Annotated in this window: 15 protein-coding genes; 1 reads left to right on the plus strand and 14 read right to left on the minus strand. The window is 63.0% G+C overall.

The window, feature by feature from the left end; all coding sequences use genetic code 11:
- Positions 1–132: 132 nt before the first annotated feature.
- The 14 genes from AC0L18_RS19110 to AC0L18_RS19175 form a co-directional block, all read right to left on the minus strand.
- Positions 133–933, minus strand: a complete 801-nt coding sequence (locus AC0L18_RS19110) for a 3-methyl-2-oxobutanoate hydroxymethyltransferase (protein ID WP_473493732.1) — start codon at positions 931–933, stop codon at positions 133–135.
- A 118-nt stretch (positions 934–1,051) separates the two neighbouring features.
- On the minus strand, positions 1,052–1,363 hold the full coding sequence (locus AC0L18_RS19115) for a MocE family 2Fe-2S type ferredoxin (protein WP_473493733.1): 312 nt from the start codon (positions 1,361–1,363) through the stop codon (positions 1,052–1,054).
- Between the two features lie 42 nt (positions 1,364–1,405).
- Positions 1,406–2,494 carry a fatty acid desaturase family protein gene (locus AC0L18_RS19120; RefSeq protein ID WP_473493734.1) on the minus strand — a complete coding sequence of 363 codons (1,089 nt, stop codon included), beginning with the start codon at positions 2,492–2,494 and terminating at the stop codon, positions 1,406–1,408.
- A gap of 91 nt (positions 2,495–2,585) precedes the next feature.
- Positions 2,586–3,767: an aldose 1-epimerase family protein gene (locus tag AC0L18_RS19125; RefSeq protein ID WP_473493735.1), complete on the minus strand. Its 1,182-nt coding sequence runs from the start codon at positions 3,765–3,767 to the stop codon at positions 2,586–2,588.
- A gap of 16 nt (positions 3,768–3,783) precedes the next feature.
- Entirely contained in the window at positions 3,784–4,566 is a 783-nt protein-coding gene (locus AC0L18_RS19130; RefSeq protein WP_473493767.1) for an ATP-binding cassette domain-containing protein, read from the minus strand.
- On the minus strand, positions 4,563–5,567 hold the full coding sequence (locus AC0L18_RS19135; RefSeq protein WP_473493736.1) for an ABC transporter permease: 1,005 nt from the start codon (positions 5,565–5,567) through the stop codon (positions 4,563–4,565). The genes AC0L18_RS19130 and AC0L18_RS19135 overlap by 4 nt, the downstream gene beginning before the upstream one ends.
- A gap of 61 nt (positions 5,568–5,628) precedes the next feature.
- Complete coding sequence (locus AC0L18_RS19140) at positions 5,629–6,570, minus strand: sugar ABC transporter substrate-binding protein (protein WP_473493737.1); 942 nt, start codon at positions 6,568–6,570, stop codon at positions 5,629–5,631.
- A 25-nt stretch (positions 6,571–6,595) separates the two neighbouring features.
- Positions 6,596–7,510 (minus strand): sugar phosphate isomerase/epimerase family protein, encoded by a 915-nt coding sequence (locus AC0L18_RS19145; protein ID WP_473493738.1) that lies wholly within the window; start codon positions 7,508–7,510, stop codon positions 6,596–6,598.
- 26 nt (positions 7,511–7,536) lie between these two features.
- Positions 7,537–8,634, minus strand: coding sequence for a Gfo/Idh/MocA family protein (locus tag AC0L18_RS19150; protein WP_473493768.1), 1,098 nt, complete (start codon positions 8,632–8,634; stop codon positions 7,537–7,539).
- Between the two features lie 50 nt (positions 8,635–8,684).
- Positions 8,685–9,776, minus strand: a complete 1,092-nt coding sequence (locus tag AC0L18_RS19155) for an ABC transporter ATP-binding protein (RefSeq protein WP_473493739.1) — start codon at positions 9,774–9,776, stop codon at positions 8,685–8,687.
- A 4-nt stretch (positions 9,777–9,780) separates the two neighbouring features.
- Positions 9,781–10,866, minus strand: coding sequence for an ABC transporter ATP-binding protein (locus AC0L18_RS19160; RefSeq protein ID WP_473493740.1), 1,086 nt, complete (start codon positions 10,864–10,866; stop codon positions 9,781–9,783).
- Positions 10,863–11,840 carry a carbohydrate ABC transporter permease gene (locus AC0L18_RS19165; protein ID WP_473493741.1) on the minus strand — a complete coding sequence of 326 codons (978 nt, stop codon included), beginning with the start codon at positions 11,838–11,840 and terminating at the stop codon, positions 10,863–10,865. The genes AC0L18_RS19160 and AC0L18_RS19165 overlap by 4 nt, the downstream gene beginning before the upstream one ends.
- A complete protein-coding gene (locus tag AC0L18_RS19170; protein ID WP_292527148.1) occupies positions 11,837–12,697 on the minus strand; it encodes a carbohydrate ABC transporter permease in 861 nt (286 codons plus the stop codon). The genes AC0L18_RS19165 and AC0L18_RS19170 overlap by 4 nt, the downstream gene beginning before the upstream one ends.
- A gap of 78 nt (positions 12,698–12,775) precedes the next feature.
- Positions 12,776–14,389 (minus strand): extracellular solute-binding protein, encoded by a 1,614-nt coding sequence (locus tag AC0L18_RS19175; RefSeq protein ID WP_473493742.1) that lies wholly within the window; start codon positions 14,387–14,389, stop codon positions 12,776–12,778.
- 357 nt (positions 14,390–14,746) lie between these two features.
- Between AC0L18_RS19175 and AC0L18_RS19180 the strand changes: the two genes are divergently transcribed.
- Entirely contained in the window at positions 14,747–15,778 is a 1,032-nt protein-coding gene (locus AC0L18_RS19180) for a LacI family DNA-binding transcriptional regulator (RefSeq protein ID WP_287307680.1), read from the plus strand.
- The last annotated feature ends 85 nt before the right edge of the window (positions 15,779–15,863 follow it).

The following is a 15,863-nucleotide window of genomic DNA, read 5'->3' on the forward strand; positions in this document are numbered from 1 at the left end:
GCCCAACAAACTTTCGTGTCGTTTCGCGACCAGTCACGGCAGAGAAGGTTTATCGGCCGGTGTAGCGAGCAGCGCCCTTTCCTTCTCCCCTTGTTGTGGGAGAAGGTCACAGCAGGTCTTGGCCGGCACATCTCATCCGGCGTCGATCTTCTCCATGAACTGGCCGAGCTGATCCGGGTCCATATGCACCACATGCTTGTCTTCGGGATAGGCCAGGCTGTTGACGTCGGCGACATATTCGGAAAAAGCAGCGATGCGTTCCGCCTGCAGGCGGTCATATTCGGCGGCAAAATTGCGATAGACCTTGGAATGGCGCGGTATGTGGCCACGGTTCTGGCCAAGAATGTCGTCGGCGAACAGATATTGCGCGTCGCAGCCGGTGCCGGCCCCCATCGACAGCATGATCAGCGAGGTTCGCTCCGAAATCGCCTTGGCCACCTCGACCGGCACCACTTCGATCTCGGCGCCGATCGCGCCGGCCGCTTCGTATTGCTTGACTGCCTCGAAAATCTGCATGGCGCTGTCGGCGGTTTTGCCGACAGCCTTGAAGCCGCCGGTCCAGGTGGCGCGCGACGGAATCAGGCCGACATGGCCGATCACCGGGATATTGTCATCGGCCAGCCGTTTGACAGTGGCAAAGCCGGCGCTGCAATAAACCGCGTCGGCGCTCGCCTTGTAGAGCCGGAACGCCCAGCGGACGAAATCGTCGGCTGTGCCGATCTCGTAGAAATTGTCGCCCGGCATGGTAAACAGGCTGGGTGCGGCATCGCGGTATTGCGGATCGAGCACCAGTTCCGGCGGCACCGAGACTATGTCGACCCCGGCTCGTTCGGCGGCCTCGGCCTCGTCCATCGTCAGCACCCGCAGCATGGTCAATTGCCGCTTGCCCTTCATGGCGCGCAGGTCTGCCACCGTCGGTCTTTTCCGGCTCATCGATTCTGGTCCCCTATGCTACGTGAATGGAAGGCCGGTCATGATTCAATTTGCATGATCTTTTCCGAACCGAAGGTCAGCGCAGCAAAAACCAGTTCCCACTTTTCGGGATCATGCTTTAGATCTGGATCATCACCTTGCCAGCTTCGACCTTCACCGGATAGGTCTGCAGATTGACGCAGACCGGAGCGCCCTTGGCCTGGCCGGTCTTGTAGTTGAAGCGGCCATTGTGCTTGGGGCATTCGATGATGTCGTCCATGACAAGCCCATCGGCCAGATGCGCCTTTTCATGTGTGCAAAAGCCGTCGGTGGCGAAGAATTCGTCATCCGGCGAACGGTAGATCGCGAAGCTGCGGCCGTCATGATCGAAGCGGATGACATCCTCTTCGTCGACACCGTCCACAGCGCACGCCTCGACCCAATCGGCCATCTCTATTTCTCCCGAAATTTCGCCTTGCTGTGCTGCACAGTGCTATTCAGCTGCTGCCGACATGTTCCCTTCGTGGAACTCGCCACGATAGGGCCGTGCCGTCGGCGGCAGTTCGCGCTTGAGGAAATAGTCCTCATATTTGAGCTGCCTGAGCAGGACCGGCCAAACCTCGCGATAGGCATGCCACATCGATGGGTTCGGCTCCGGCAGATCGTGCTTGATCAAATCGTGCAGCCTGGGCAGCGCGTGATAGGGCACCATCGGGAACATGTGATGCTCGACGTGGTAGTTCATGTTCCAGTAGATGAACCGGCTGATCGGGTTCATATAGACGGTCCTGGAATTGAGCCGGTGATCGATGACATTGTCGGCCAAGCCGATGTGCTGCAGCAGGCCGGTCAGCACCATGTGCCAGGTGCCGTAGAGGCGCGGCCCGCCGATCAGCACCAGCGGTATCCATGACTGCATGAAAACCGCGAGCGCGATCGTGGCGATGTAGATGGCGACATGCCAGCGCGCGGCGATGACGGCCTTGTGCTGTTCCATCTCGGGCACGTAGCTTTTCTCGTCCGGCGTCAGCTTGCCGAACGCCTGGCGTGCCAGTGCCGGAAGCGAATAGCGAAAGTCGAGGATACCGGTGAAGGCGAGTGCGGTGCGCAGCAGGTCCGGCGGGCGCATCACGGCGATCTCGGCATCGCGTCCGACGATGATGGTGTCGGTGTGGTGGCGGGCATGGCTCCAGCGCCAGGTCACCGGATTGCGCATCAGCATGAAGCTGGCAATCTGGTAGACGACATCATTCATCCAGCGCGTGCGGAAAGCCGTGCCGTGGCCGCATTCGTGCCAGCGCGAATCACTGGCCGAGGCATAGAGCACGCCATAGACGAAGAACAACGGCACGCACCACCAGGTGCCCCAGAAGTAAACGCCGCCGGCGGCGGAGACCAGGATGGCGCCCAGCCAGATGGCCGTGTCGCGGATTGCCGGACTGTCGGAGCGTTGCATCAGCTCCTTCATCGTCTTGCGCGGCACATCGGTATGGTACCACTCCGCCGAGGCTAGCCCGGTCTCGATCGCAATCCGCGTGCTTTCGCCGACCAGGCTGTAATCGCGCTTCACCTTGCCAGCCATTGTGACCTCCAACTTCCGAACGGCCGCGAGCCCTCTCCACTCCGGCCAAGGCCAGCCTTCCAACTGATGTTTCGCATCGCCTTCGCCATTGTCACGACCTGCCTCCGAGAACAGGAAAACGACCCGATGGCCGCGGATAATCCTCCCGCGGCTGCCTGGCAATCGCTGCGATCCGGCTCTCGGCGGCGGCGATCTCGCCGGCGCCGTCGAGAACCCGGAACACCGCTTCGTACGAACGGCTTTCGCCGTGCTCCAGCCAGATCATCTCGCCGCGCTCGCGCGCTGCCAGATTGCCCAGCACATGATGCGTCGACGGCTCGATGCCGAGCGCATAATGCCCAGCCTGGAAATTCTGCCACTCATAGGCGCAAGGCAACTGGTGCTTGCGCGTGACGACTTCGAGACCGAGGCCGAGACGGTCGTTGACCACCGCCACCGGCACGTCGCCGTTGGCGTCGGCGCCGAGTTCGTGCTGCCAGACCTGTTCCGTGAAGCCCAGTTGCGGTGCCGGCGCCGTGCGGTAGCCGACCTTCTGCGCTTCATAGCGCTCGCCGGCATGGCCCGCCCAGACGACGTCGCGGATCGGCGCCAGGTAGCGGGAGCCCTCGTCGAGCACCGGATGGCTGACATTGATGTGATAAAAGTACATATGCGGCGTGCGGCTAAAACCGTGATTGACGACGCGGTCCGAAAGCCGGATCTCGTTGCCGCCGACATCGGCCTCGATCCGCCGCAGCAGATGCAGATCCTCGCCGAACACCGTCGACTGCTGGACGATACCTTCGGCCCACAGCACGCAGCGGTCGCCGTCCCATGTCTCGCCATAGCCGGTCAATCGCGCCGGGATGGTGCTGACGCGGCCATGCAGCGAATGGCGCACCGTCTTCTTCGGCGGATAATTGTAGCTGTCGGCGGGGACCTCGTTCATGAACAATATATGGTCGAGGCCGCAGGTCAGCAGCAGGCCGGAAAACGACCGCGCCCAGGCCAGCCCCTCCTCGCCTTCATATTCGTGCAGGCCGGGATGGCGAAAGCCGCTCGGCGAATGCCAGCCGATCGCCTGGCCCCTAAAATCGCAATCGGCGATGTCGAGCGCCCGGTCGACCAGCGCGGTGAAGCGCAGGCCGGAGCCGGTGCGGAATTCGAGCATGCGGATGCCGCGCTCCACCCCGTCGCCGAGCGTCATCAGCCGCACGCCGGCGAATTGCGACAGCATGCCGGACCGCTCCGAGACCTGCCTGCGCGAAAGCGTCTTGCCGTAAAGCTCTACCATCTGACGGCCAGTTCCTTCACTTCGCCCTCGTCTCCTTGAGCAGGGCCGACATGTCGGCGCCGGTGATGATGCTCTCCACCGTCAGCAGGTCGGTATCAGCGACTGTCAGCTCGGCGACGATCTCGCCGCGGCGCATGACGATGATGCGGTCGGCGACCTGGAAGACGTGATGGATGTTGTGGGTGATCAGCAGAACCGAATGGCCGGCGGCGCGCACCTCCTTGACGAAGCGCAGCACGCCGTGCGTTTCCTCGACGCCGAGATTGTTGGTCGGCTCGTCGAGGATGATGACCTTGGCGGCGAACTGCATGGCCCGCGAAATGGCGATCGACTGGCGCTCACCGCCCGACAATGTGCTGACCAGCGCATCGGCGTCGAGTTTTTTCGAGATGCCGACGCGCTTCAACAGCGCCGACGCGGCATCGCGCAATTTGGCGAGGTCGAGCGGCGCGAACACGCCCAGCCATTTCAGATTGACCGGCTCGCGACCGAGAAAGAGGTTGCGCGCGATGCTCAGGTCCGGCGCCAGCGACGTGTCCTGGTGAATGGTCTCAATGCCGAGATCCATGGCGTCGCGCGTCGAGCGGATCGAGACTTTTAGGCCGCGCACATAGATCTCGCCGCGGTCGACGGGGAAGACGCCGGAGATCGCCTTGATCAGCGTCGATTTGCCGGCGCCGTTGTCGCCGAGCAAGGCCACCACCTCGCCCTCGTTGAGCGTGAAGGAGGCGCTCTTCAGCGCGCGGACGCTGCCGAAGGATTTTTGCAGATTGTGCAGCCGAAGCACTCCCATGGTCAGCTCCTGGCGGCGTTCTTCTGCAGCAAAGCGTGCAGGATGAGCATGGCTAGGATGATGACGCCGACGAAGATATTGTAGGCGAGGCCGGGCACGCCGATCAGCACGATGCCGTTGCGGATGCTGCGCAGCATCAGCGCGCCGACGATGGTGCCCAGGATGGTGCCGCGCCCGCCGGTCAGCGCCGTGCCTCCGACCACCACCATGGCGATCACTTCGAGCTCGTATCCGGTGCCGGCTACCGGCGAGGCGGCCGAGATGCGGAACGCACTGATCATGCCGGCCAGGCCCGCCAGCACTGAGGTCAGGATGAACAGCCAGACCTTGACCGCATCGGCCGGCACGCCGCGCGCAACCGCAGCGTTGCGGTTCGAACCGATGGCGCTGATCCAGTTGCCGAGCTTGGCGTAGTGCAGCACGTAGATCGCCAGCAGCGACAGGCCGATGAACCACCACAGCGAGGTATAGAAACGGAACGTTCCGATATTGAAGCTGCCGGCCAGCAGTGTCACGAAAAAGCCAGGCTGGTCCCAGGATTTCAGCGGAAAGCCTTGCGTGATGTAGAGCGCCGCCCCTCGCACGACGAGCAGCATCGACAGCGTCACCAGGAAGGAGGAGATACCGATCTTGGTGACGATCAGCCCGTTGATGGCGCCGATCGCCACGCACAGCAATAGCCCGGCAAGCAGCGCGATGCCGATATCGAAGCCGCCGTTCTGCACCAAAAGCATGACGACGACCGGCGCAAGGCCGAACACGGCGCCGACCGAAAGGTCGAACTCGCCCGCCGTCAGAAGCAGCGTCATGCCGAGCGCGATGATGCCGAGTTCGGGCAGGAACGCCATCATGTTGGAGATGTTGAGCGGCGACAGGAAGTTCGCATCGGCGATCGCGAACACCGCCAGCAGGACAATCAGGATGACGAGCGAAGAGAATTGCGGCGAGCGGATCAGGCTCGACCTGCGTTTGGAGCGCGGCATTTCCTGTTCTGCGGCGATAGTCATGACTGCTTGGACCATATCTCAGCTTGACGCCCGCCGCCTGCGCAGCGGGCGTCAGTTTCAATCACTTGTCGTAGAGTTTCAGGATCGGTTCGACGCTCGATGCGTCGTAGAGGCTGAAAGTGTGGATATCGTAGCCGATCGGTTCGCCCGCGGCGGCAAGCCCGAGCAGCGCCACCGGCATGAAGCCCTGCGCCGACGGGAACTGCCAGGCAGCCGCGTTGACGAAGCCGGTCTTGACGGCTTCGGCGGTTTCCCTGGAATTGCCCCAGCCGACGACCGGGATCTTACCAGCCGGCACGCCGGCGCCGTCGAACACCCGCTTGACGCTGGCCGCCACGGAATCGCCGAGCGCGATGATTGCCGGCGGATTGTTGGCGACCATGTAGTCGGTCATCTTGGCGATGATGCCGGCCGGATCGGTGCCGCAATCGACCACGTCGTACTTGATGCCGAGCGGATCGAAGACGCTGGCGATGCCTTCGGTCTCGAGCTGCTGATAGCTGGCGCCCGGCACCTCGACCGGCAGGAACACCTTGTCGCCCTGCTTCACCATCTTGTGGTCGACCAGATATTTCGCCCAGATGACGCCGGCTTGCCTGAGGTCGGCGCCGACATAGGCCTGCCGGCCGGTTGCCGGATCGTCGGTGTTGAAGAACACGATCGGGATGCCAGCCGCCTTGGCTGCCTTGACCTCCTCGGTCCACAGGCCGGGCTGCGCCGAGGTGGTGGCAATGCCGTCCGGCTTGGCGGCAAGTGCGGAGTTGAAGGCCTCCTTCTGCGCCGCCATGTCGCCACCGCTGAACGAGATCTTGCAGGTCACCTTGAGCTGGTCGCAGGCCTTGGTCGCGCCGGCATTCCAGTCGATCCAGAAGGCGTCCGACGGGCCGCCATGCGACAGCAGATAGAACGTCTTCTGAGCATCCTGCGCCAGCGCCGGTGCAGCCAGTGCAACACCGGCGAACACGGTCGCCGCAGCCGCGATTTTCGATACGAATCTCAACATTCTCTTCCTCCCTTTTTTGTGGCCGTCACAGTCCGTTGGCGCGGAATTTCTCGTCGAGGAATTTCTTGGCGCGCGGCACGTCGTCCTCCGAAAGGTGCTCGATGATGACCGGGATGTTCGGGTGCTTTTCGGACAGCCGCTTGAGATAGCGGTCGTAGTTCAGCGAACCGAGGCCGGGCGCCGGCAGCTCGATCTCGCCAACACCGCGAAAAGTGTGGCTTTCAAGCGCGTCCTCGTCGCCGATATCGGCGTGCTTCTCCGACTTGTCGCCGCCCGAGCGCTTGACGTCCTTGGCGTGGGCTATTTTGATCTTGTCGGTCAAGGTGTCGAATACCTGGTTCAGGATCTGGTCCATCCTGTCGATGTTATGGGTCTCGAAATAGTTGGTCGGATCCATCAACAGGCCGAGGCCGGGATGGTCGACCTGCGCGAACATCTTCACCGTCTCCTCGACCGAGCCGACGACATTGTTGACATAGGTTTCGAGCAGGAAGACCGCGCCGTGGTCGTAGGCGGTCTGGGCAAGATCGGCGATGACCTTGCGGCATTCCTCAAAACCTTCCTCGGTCTTGTTCTTGGGATGGTGCACCCAGTCGGATTCGGTGTTGTAGGTGCCGGTCTCCGAGATCACGTAAGGGGTGCCGAATTCGCGCGCATTGCGGATGATCTCCTTGAGATAGCCGACGCGCCTCTCGCGCTCGCGCATGTCCGGATGAATGATGTTGGTGTAGCCCGACACGCAGCACACCGGCAGGTTATGGTCGCGAAACGTGTCGCGAACTGTCCTGGCCTTTTCCTTGGTGATCTGCCCGACCGACAGGTCGATATCCCTGAAATGCAGGTCGAGCTGCACCGTGTTGAAATCGAGCGCGCGGATCTTCTGCGCGGTTTCCTTGAGGCCGTACGGGAAATAGCCCGTGAAGATACCTGCCTGCATCATGATATGAAATCCTCCCTGTAAGCGATTCAGTTGATTGGGTTTATCGAGATTTCGGACAGCTTGACCGTGCGGCCCTCATCGATCGAGCGATAGCCGGCTTCGATCAGCGCCATGGTCTTAACGTTGTCGGCGACGGAAAGTGCCGGCCGCTCACCCGTCTTGACCGCATGCTGGAGTTGCTCCATCACGCCGATGAAGGCGTGCGGGAACCACATCGTGCTCCAGCTAGGGGTGACCCATTCACCGCCGGTGGTCTCGGTCGAGGCATAGGTCAGCGTCGAGGCCGAACCCGTCGGCCAGCCTATCGTGCCCTTGGCGACGCCCTTGGTGCCGTCGACGCGCCAGTTGATGTGCTGGTCGTCCTTGTAGCCGTCCTGGCGCGGGCCGGACCAGACATCCTCCAGCGACACGGCGAGCACGCCGGACGGAAACCGCAGCGTCGAAACTGTGATGCCGTCGGAATGGTCGAAGCGCGTGCGCGGATCCTTGCGGGTCAGCGTTGTGATCTCGTCGGGATCGCCGAATAGGAAGCGCAGCACGTCTAGATGGTGGACGCTCATATTGGCGAGCGTCAGCCGGTCATAGTCTTCGAGGAATGTCTGCCAGTGCGGGATCGCATGCATGTCGATCTGCGCGAAGACGATGTCGCCGAGCGCGCCGCTGTCGATGATCTGCTTCAGCACGCGCATCGACTGGTCGTAGCGCATGTTCTGGTTGACCGAGAGGATCTTGCCGGCCCTGGCTGCCTCGTCGCGCAACTCGATCGCATCCTTGAGCGACAGCGCCAGCGGCTTCTGCGCCAGGACCGCCTTGATATGCTGCTGCTTCAGCGCATGGCGGATCAGCGCCGGCTGTTGGTCCGGCGGAAACGCAAGGTCGATGATCTCGACGTTTTTGTTCTCGATCAATTTTTCCGGCGTGTCGTGGACGGTCGGGATATCCCAGCGCCTGGCGACTTTCTCGGCGCTGGCCTTGGTCCGCGAGGCGATCGCCACCACGGGAAAACCAGCTTCCTTGTAGGCGGCAAGGTGACATTCGGCTATGATCATGCCGGCGCCGACGCAGCCGATCCTGTATTCCCTGGTGCGGACTTTAACGTCCGGCTCGAAGCCGTTGCCCGCCATTACTCCGCTTGCCATCTGATCCTCCCGAAGCTCGTTTCTTAGAACCGCTGTCATCGTGCCAGCGCTCCCCCGCTTTGCCCGAAATAATGCACCCTGCCCGGCTCGCAGGATATCGCCACCATCGCGTCCGGCCTGATATCGGGCTGGCCGCGCAGCAGTGCCCGCAGACGCGCCTGCCCGGCAGCGAGTGTCACCACGGTGTAGCCGCCGAGCGGCTCGACCTCGAACACTCGCGCCGGGCGGCCCGCGCGCCCAACCGACATTCCATCATCCGATATTTCCCCATCCAGCCAGGGCCGGACCTTGATATCTTCCGGCCTGAGCCCGATCTCGACGGCATCGGCCGGCGCGGCCTTGTCCGCAATACGGATCGCGCCTTCGGCCGCCTCGACGCCTTCCGCGCTACGCACCGACTTCAAGATGTTCATCATCGGCGAACCGAGCAGCCGCGCGACATAGGTGCTGGCCGGCCGATCATAGATCTCCGCCGGCGCGCCGGTTTGCCTGATCCTGCCGTTTTCCAGAATGGCGATGCGGTCGGCGACAGACATCGCCTCTTCCTGGTCGTGCGTGACATAAATCAGCGTCTTGCCAAGCTCGCGCTGGATGCGCTTCAGCTCGACGCGAGTCTGCTCGCGCAGCCTGGCGTCGAGCGCCGAGATCGGATCGTCCATCAGATAGGCATTGGGGTCGCGCACCAGCGCCCGGGCAATCGCCACGCGCTGCCGCTCGCCGCCCGAAAGCTGCGCCGGCGGCTTGTGCAGGATGTGGCCGATATGCAGCTTGGCCGCGACGTCATCGACACGTTTTACGATATCGGCCTCGGCGACCCGGCGTTCGACCAGGGGAAAGCGGACATTGTCGCGCGCGCTCATATGCGGAAACAGCGCAAGGTTCTGGAACACCATGGCGACATTGCGCTCGGCTGGCGACACCGTATTGACCGGCCGGCCGCCGATCAGGATCTCGCCACTATCGGGGGTTTCCAGTCCGAGCACCAGGCGAAGTATCGTCGATTTGCCGGATAGCGGCGGGCCGAAGAAGCAGAAGAACTCATTGTCATTGACAGTGAACGAGGCGTCATCGACGGCGAGCGTGTCGCCATAGCGTTTCGTCACATTGCGGAAGACGATATCGGCCATGGTCTCAGCCCGCCTTCATGGCAAGGCCGGTGGCGGCGTCGAACACACGCACGGACGCCTGGGCCGGCGCGACAACCGCTGTCTGCCCGATCGCCAGCCCGACATCATTGTCGAACACCGCCTTCACCGCGCTCTCGCCCTGGCCGAGATGGACGATGGTGCGCGCGCCGATGCGCTCGACGAACGTTACCGGCATCAACAGGCCGCGGTCTGAGAGAATCACCTGCTCCGGCCGAAAGCCGTAGAGCACATCTCCGCGCGCGGCCCTCACCGCCGCGGCGAGATTGTCCGGCAGCGGCGGCGTGACACCGAGCGGGCCGAGGTCGATGACCAGGCCCCGGTCGCTTTCCGCCGGCCTGCCCCTCAGCAGGTTCATGCCCGGTGCGCCGATGAAGCCGGCGACGAAAACGTTGGCCGGATTGTTGTAGACCTCTAACGGCGTGCCGACTTGCTGCAGCACGCCGTGGTCCATCACCGTGATGCGGTCGGCCATGGTCATCGCTTCAAGCTGGTCGTGGGTGACATAGACCATGGTCTGTCGGAACTGCCGCTGCAGCTGCTTCAGCTCGGTCCGCATCACCGCCCGGAAGGCGGCATCGACATTGGACAGCGGCTCGTCCAGCAGGAAAATCGCCGGCTCCATGATCGCCGAACGGCCGATCGCCACGCGCTGCAATATGTTGACCGACAGCCTGTCGGCCTTGCGGTCGAGCAGCGGAGTCAGTTGCAGCATCTCGGCGATCGCGCCCACGCGGCGGTCGATCTCTGCCCTCGGCGCGCCGCGCATTTTTGGGCCGTAGGCGAGGTTCTGCCGCACGCTCATATGGGTGAAGATCGCATAGTTCTGGAAGACGAAGCCGACGCCGCGCCGCCCCATCGGCACGCCCGCCATGTCGCGCTCGCCGAACACGATCTTGCCGCTGGTCGGCACTTCCATGCCGGCGATCATGTTCATCGTCGTCGACTTGCCGCAGCCCGACGGCCCAAGCAGCGCCATGAACTCGCCGTCGGCGATGGCAAGATCCATCGTCTTCAAGGCGGTAAAGTCGCCGAACTTCTTGACCAGGTTCTGCAGGTGGATGGCGCTCATGCCGTCACCTCGCGTGCCCGGGCCATGCGCTTCATGGCAAACACCGCGGCGATGGACAGCACGATCAGGATGGCCAGCGCGATCGCCGCGACATAGCCCCAGATCAGGTCCTGGGTGGTGAGCTTGTAGATATAGACCGAGATGGTTTCGGTGGCGACGCCGGGGCCGCCGCCGGTCATGATGTAGAGCGTGTCGAATATCTTGAAGTTCTCGATCACCCGGATCGCCAGCGCGATGATGATGATCGTCTTCATCTTCGGCAGCACGATGGTGACGAAGCGTTGCCAGGGATTGGCGCCGAGCAGCGTCGCCGCCTTGATCTGGTCTTCGGGCACGCCGACCAGGCCGGCAAGCAGGATGAGGAACATCAGCGGCGTCCACTGCCAGATATCGGCGACCATGACGGCGATGAGCGCCAGCGTCGGGTCCGACAGCCAGGCGATGGTGACGGGAAAGCCTGATAGCGCCGACAGGATGTCGTTGACCGGTCCGCCCGACTGGAACAGCATGAAGAACATGTAGCCGGCCACCGCCGGCACCACCATCATCGGCATCAGCAGGATCGAATAAAAGATCCGCTTGCCTGGAAACTCGTCGGCAAACAGCGTGGCGAGCGCCAGGCCGAGCAGGAATTCCGCCGGCACGCAGACGATCATCACGATGACGGTGCGGTTCAACGCGCTCCAGAACCGAGCGTCGGCGGCAAGGTCGGTGTAGTTGGCAAAATTGTTCCACAGCGACCAGGCGCTCCACCAGCCGAGTCCCGACAGCGGCGACCAGTCGGTCAGGCTGATATAGAGCTGCATCAAGAGCGGGAAGACCGCGATGAACAGCACCAGGATCTGCGCCGGCAAGGTCAGCCGGAAACCGAGCTTTGCCCCTTCGTCACGCAATGCCGACTTTGCCTTGGCCGGGTGACTGTTGTCTTCCGGGATGGGGGCCTGCTCCGAAATTGCGGCAGTCGCGGCGCTCATTGCTTGAGCGCCCCGAAGGTCAGCCCGCGCACCAGATGACGCTGGATGGCGATGCCCATGATCACAGGCGGCACCGCCGCGATCAGGCCGAGAGCTGCCTTGGCGCCATAGAGCTGCCCGGTCATCGAGGACGACAGCGAGGCCATGTAGACCGGTACCGTCACCCATTCGCGCGTCGTCAGGAGCAGCGCGATCAGATAGTCCGACCAGTTGAGGATGAAGACGAACAGCGCTGCACTGGCCAGCGGCGCGCGCATCATCGGCAGCGTGATGCGGGTGAAGACGCGCAGCCGCGAGCAGCCCTCGACCAGCGCCGCTTCCTCGATCTCGCGCGGCATGTCGTCGAAGAAGGTCTTCATCAGCCAGAACGCAAAGGGCAGCGTGACGATGCCGTAGATCAGCGACAGCCCCCACCAGCTGTCGGTGAAGTTGAGGAAGGCCCACATGATCATCACCGGGGTCATCACCGCCATCGGCGGAAACAGGCGGAGCTGGATCAGCGCCAGTGGCAGGTTCTGGCCCGAGCCGAAGCGCGACAGCCCGTAGGCCGCCGCGGTGCCCGCCGACATGGCGATCGCCGTTCCGAAGGAGGCCGACAGCAGCGACGACAGGATCGGCTTCAGGGCGGTGCGGTCGAGCGCGACGATCAGGTTGTTGGTCGATTCACCGAAGACGAAGCGGAAATTGCTGAGTGTCGGATCCTTCGGCCACCAGGTCAGCTCGGCGCCGGTCGCCGACCATTCGGCGATCGGCTTGAAGGCCATCGACACCATCCACAGGATCGGCACCAGCGTCACCGCGATGGCGGCAAGGATCGCTGCATAGCGGAATATTTCGAAGGGAACGGAACGCTTCATCTTGCAGCTTTGCTGGTACCGTCGTTTGCGGGGGCGAAGCGCAAACTCCTCGCCTCCATTCGGATCCTGGGAGGAGGATCAGCTGACCGGGTCGAGAACCGTGGGCCAGGCCTCCTTGTTGGTCTTGATGGCTTCGAGAAGCTTCTCCTCGCCGGTGCGGCGGGCGATCTTCTTCCATTCCGCCTCGGTGTCGGCCATCGCCTGCTCGGCGGTCTTGGCCTTGGTCAGTGCGGCGACGAGGTTCTCGTCCAGCGCGTTGTGGAAGGCGGTGGCGCCGGGATAGTTGATGGTCGGCACGGTGCGGGCGACCGTCTCGCGCACCACATCCATGTGGTAGGCGTGATAGGTCTGGCGGACCAGCGGGTCGGAGAAATCCGACAACCGGAACGGATCGAAATAGCCGCCCGGATTGGCGGTCATCCAGGCATAGATACGGCTCGAACCCAGCCACTGCAGGAACAGGTAGCAGGCCTCCGGATTCTTGGCCTGCGACGAGACCGAGGCCGACAGATTGAGCCACAGCACCGAGCGGCTGATCAGCTTGCCGTCGATCTCGCGGCCGGGCGGCAGCATCGAGCCGATCTTGCCGGTGACGGCTGAATCCTTGTTGCCGGCATTGTCCAAAAATTTCGGCAGGTTGGAGAAGGCGCAGGTCATCGCGGCGCCGCCCTTGGCAAAATTGCCGTACTGCTCCGGCCAGCCCCAAGAGATCGCATCCGGCGAATGATGGGCCAGCGAGGCGATGTACTCGTTAACAGCGGCAATGCCTTGCTGCGAATTGATCAGCGGCCTGCCGGTATCGTCGAACAGGAACTGATTGGGCGAAGCCATTGAAACATAACGCTGATACCAATTGGTGTAGCCCCAGCCCTGGTTGCGCAGATCGGTCGAACCGAACAGACCCTTGTCCGGGCGATGGAAGAAGGCGGCGATCTCGTCATGCTGCTTCCAGGTCTTCGGCGGCGCCAGTTCATAGCCATGCTTGTCGGAGAAGGCTTTCTTCTCGGCCGCGTCGCCGAACAGATCGGTGCGATAGACCCAGGTCTGGAAATCGCCGTCCAGCGACACGCCATAGGTTGAGCCGCGATACTGGTTGAGCAGCGAGACGCCCTTGGCGCCGTCGACATAGCCGCGCTCGGGGTCGTCCCATTCCGGCTTGTACTGGGCGACGAAGTCGTCGAGCTTCAGGATGCCGCCGGTTTCGGCGAGATCGCCGAGACGGTTCCATTCCACCGCGTAGATGTCATAGGCCCCACCCTTGGTGGAGATGTCCTGCATCGTCTTGGTGAATTCCTGGCCGTTCGGCACGCCGACGATCTCGAGCGGAATGCCGGTTTCTTTCTCCCACAGATCCTTGATCGAGGGCGCGCCGGCGGGAAATGGCTGCGTCAGCTGGCCGATCGAGCCGTCGGACAGGCCAAGCACGATCTTGGCCGGCGCCTTGCCGGCCCCCTTCATCGCTTTGGCCGCCTCGATGGCGCGGCCTTCCGGCGTGTCGGGACCATACTGATAGCGCTCCGAGCCGTCGAAGCCGGTCGGGCCGCCGGTCATGCCCGGCGCCAGCGCATCGGCCGCATAGGCGCGGCTGGGGCGGATGAATTTCGGCGCGATACCTGCGGCGGCAACAAACACGGCCGCCTTTCCACCGGACGCCAGCAGACGGCGCCGCGACATGCGGATCATATCAGACATTGGAACTCCTCCCTCGGGGGCCTTGTTCCTCCACGGCCCTCATGATGGATATTGACGGCACTGGGGAAGGCTGTCAACATCATAAATAATCAAAACAAATCACAACATCGCAAATGGAGGAAAAATGCAGTCGATCATCATCGCCCCATCGCACTCGCTGCTGGATTTTGAGGGGCGTGAATTTGAGGGGCAGCGCGGCTCGACGATTTGGTGTAGCGCCGGCTTGCGCAGCGGCTAAGGCCGGATACATCATTTCCCATCAGAATCGCGGATGGCATGAAGCGGTCGTCCGGCATTCGAACCATTGAGCGCGCGATTTTGATGCGCGGTAGCGCGCAAGCAGTGAGGTGATCGACTGTGCGGTCCACCCTGACAGACATAGCCCGGGAAGCCGGCGTTTCAGCCGCGACGGTCGATCGTGTGCTAAACAACCGCGCTGGGGTCAGGGCGCGCACCCGCGAGGTCGTGCTGGAGACGGCGCAGCGGCTTGGCTACATCGCTGAGAATTCGAACAGCCCGACCCCGCGCCACGCACCGCCCGGCGATGTGATACGGCTCGACTTCGCCCTGCCCGCCGGCACCAATTCCTTCATCAAGATGCTGCACCGGCACATCGAGGCGCAGGCGCAATCCCGGCCAGACCTCGATGTTCGCGTCGCCACGATCGAAGGCTTCAATCCCGACCGGCTTGCCCGCCTGCTGCAGGAATTGCGCGGCCAGACGCAGGGCGTCGGCGTCATCGCGCTCGATCACCCGACGGTCCGCGAGGCGATCCGCTCGCTGTCGGCCAGCGGCGTCAAGGTCGTCACCATAGCGTCCGACATCCTGCACGTGCCGAGGGTCGCCTATATCGGCATCGACAACCGCGCCGCCGGCCGGCTCGCCGGCTATCTGCTCAACCGCTTCATGGGCGCCGGTCGTCCGGGCAAGGTCGCGCTGTTCGCCGGCTCGCTCTCCTATCGCGGCCATGAGGAACGCGAGATGGGGTTCCGCCACATATTGACGGAAGAATCGCCCAATCTGCAGATCGTCGAGATGCGCGAGATGCTCGACGACCGGGAAAAGGCCTATGCGGAGGCCTCCGCCCTGCTGGACCGGCATCCGGACCTGGCCGCGATCTACAATGTCGGCGCCGGCAACACCGGCATCGCCCGCGCGCTCAAGGAGCGAGGGCGGGCGCTGTCGACCGTGTTTCTCGGCCATGAAGTGACGGAAGGCACCAAGGAGCTTTTGCTCGACGGCACGCTCGATGCAGTGATCGACCAGAACCCGCGCGTCGAGGCCCGCGAAGCGCTCAACACCTTGACCCACGCGATCAGGGGCTTGCCCTACGAATTGCACCAGCCGAGGCTGCAGGTGATCTTCAGGGAAAGCATCCCGGAGATCTGAACGGAAGCTCAGGGATATCAGAGGCCGCGCCATCAAGTGCGGCCTGCGGCGCCGCCGGCGATCAGGGTAATCTTGAGCTGGATGC

The sequence above is a fragment of the Mesorhizobium sp. WSM4819 genome (assembly GCF_055811215.1).

Excerpts from the sequence above, each read along its gene's own strand:
- AC0L18_RS19110 (WP_473493732.1), bottom strand. The coding sequence starts at position 933 with ATGAGCCGGAAAAGACCGACGGTGGCAGACCTGCGCGCCATGAAGGGC.
- AC0L18_RS19115 (WP_473493733.1), bottom strand. The coding sequence starts at position 1,363 with ATGGCCGATTGGGTCGAGGCGTGCGCTGTGGACGGTGTCGACGAAGAG.
- AC0L18_RS19120 (WP_473493734.1), bottom strand. The coding sequence starts at position 2,494 with ATGGCTGGCAAGGTGAAGCGCGATTACAGCCTGGTCGGCGAAAGCACG.
- AC0L18_RS19125 (WP_473493735.1), bottom strand. The coding sequence starts at position 3,767 with ATGGTAGAGCTTTACGGCAAGACGCTTTCGCGCAGGCAGGTCTCGGAG.
- AC0L18_RS19135 (WP_473493736.1), bottom strand. The coding sequence starts at position 5,567 with ATGACTATCGCCGCAGAACAGGAAATGCCGCGCTCCAAACGCAGGTCG.
- AC0L18_RS19140 (WP_473493737.1), bottom strand. The coding sequence starts at position 6,570 with ATGTTGAGATTCGTATCGAAAATCGCGGCTGCGGCGACCGTGTTCGCC.
- AC0L18_RS19145 (WP_473493738.1), bottom strand. The coding sequence starts at position 7,510 with ATGATGCAGGCAGGTATCTTCACGGGCTATTTCCCGTACGGCCTCAAG.
- AC0L18_RS19150 (WP_473493768.1), bottom strand. The coding sequence starts at position 8,634 with ATGGCGGGCAACGGCTTCGAGCCGGACGTTAAAGTCCGCACCAGGGAA.
- AC0L18_RS19155 (WP_473493739.1), bottom strand. The coding sequence starts at position 9,776 with ATGGCCGATATCGTCTTCCGCAATGTGACGAAACGCTATGGCGACACG.
- AC0L18_RS19160 (WP_473493740.1), bottom strand. The coding sequence starts at position 10,866 with ATGAGCGCCATCCACCTGCAGAACCTGGTCAAGAAGTTCGGCGACTTT.
- AC0L18_RS19165 (WP_473493741.1), bottom strand. The coding sequence starts at position 11,840 with ATGAGCGCCGCGACTGCCGCAATTTCGGAGCAGGCCCCCATCCCGGAA.
- AC0L18_RS19170 (WP_292527148.1), bottom strand. The coding sequence starts at position 12,697 with ATGAAGCGTTCCGTTCCCTTCGAAATATTCCGCTATGCAGCGATCCTT.
- AC0L18_RS19175 (WP_473493742.1), bottom strand. The coding sequence starts at position 14,389 with ATGTCTGATATGATCCGCATGTCGCGGCGCCGTCTGCTGGCGTCCGGT.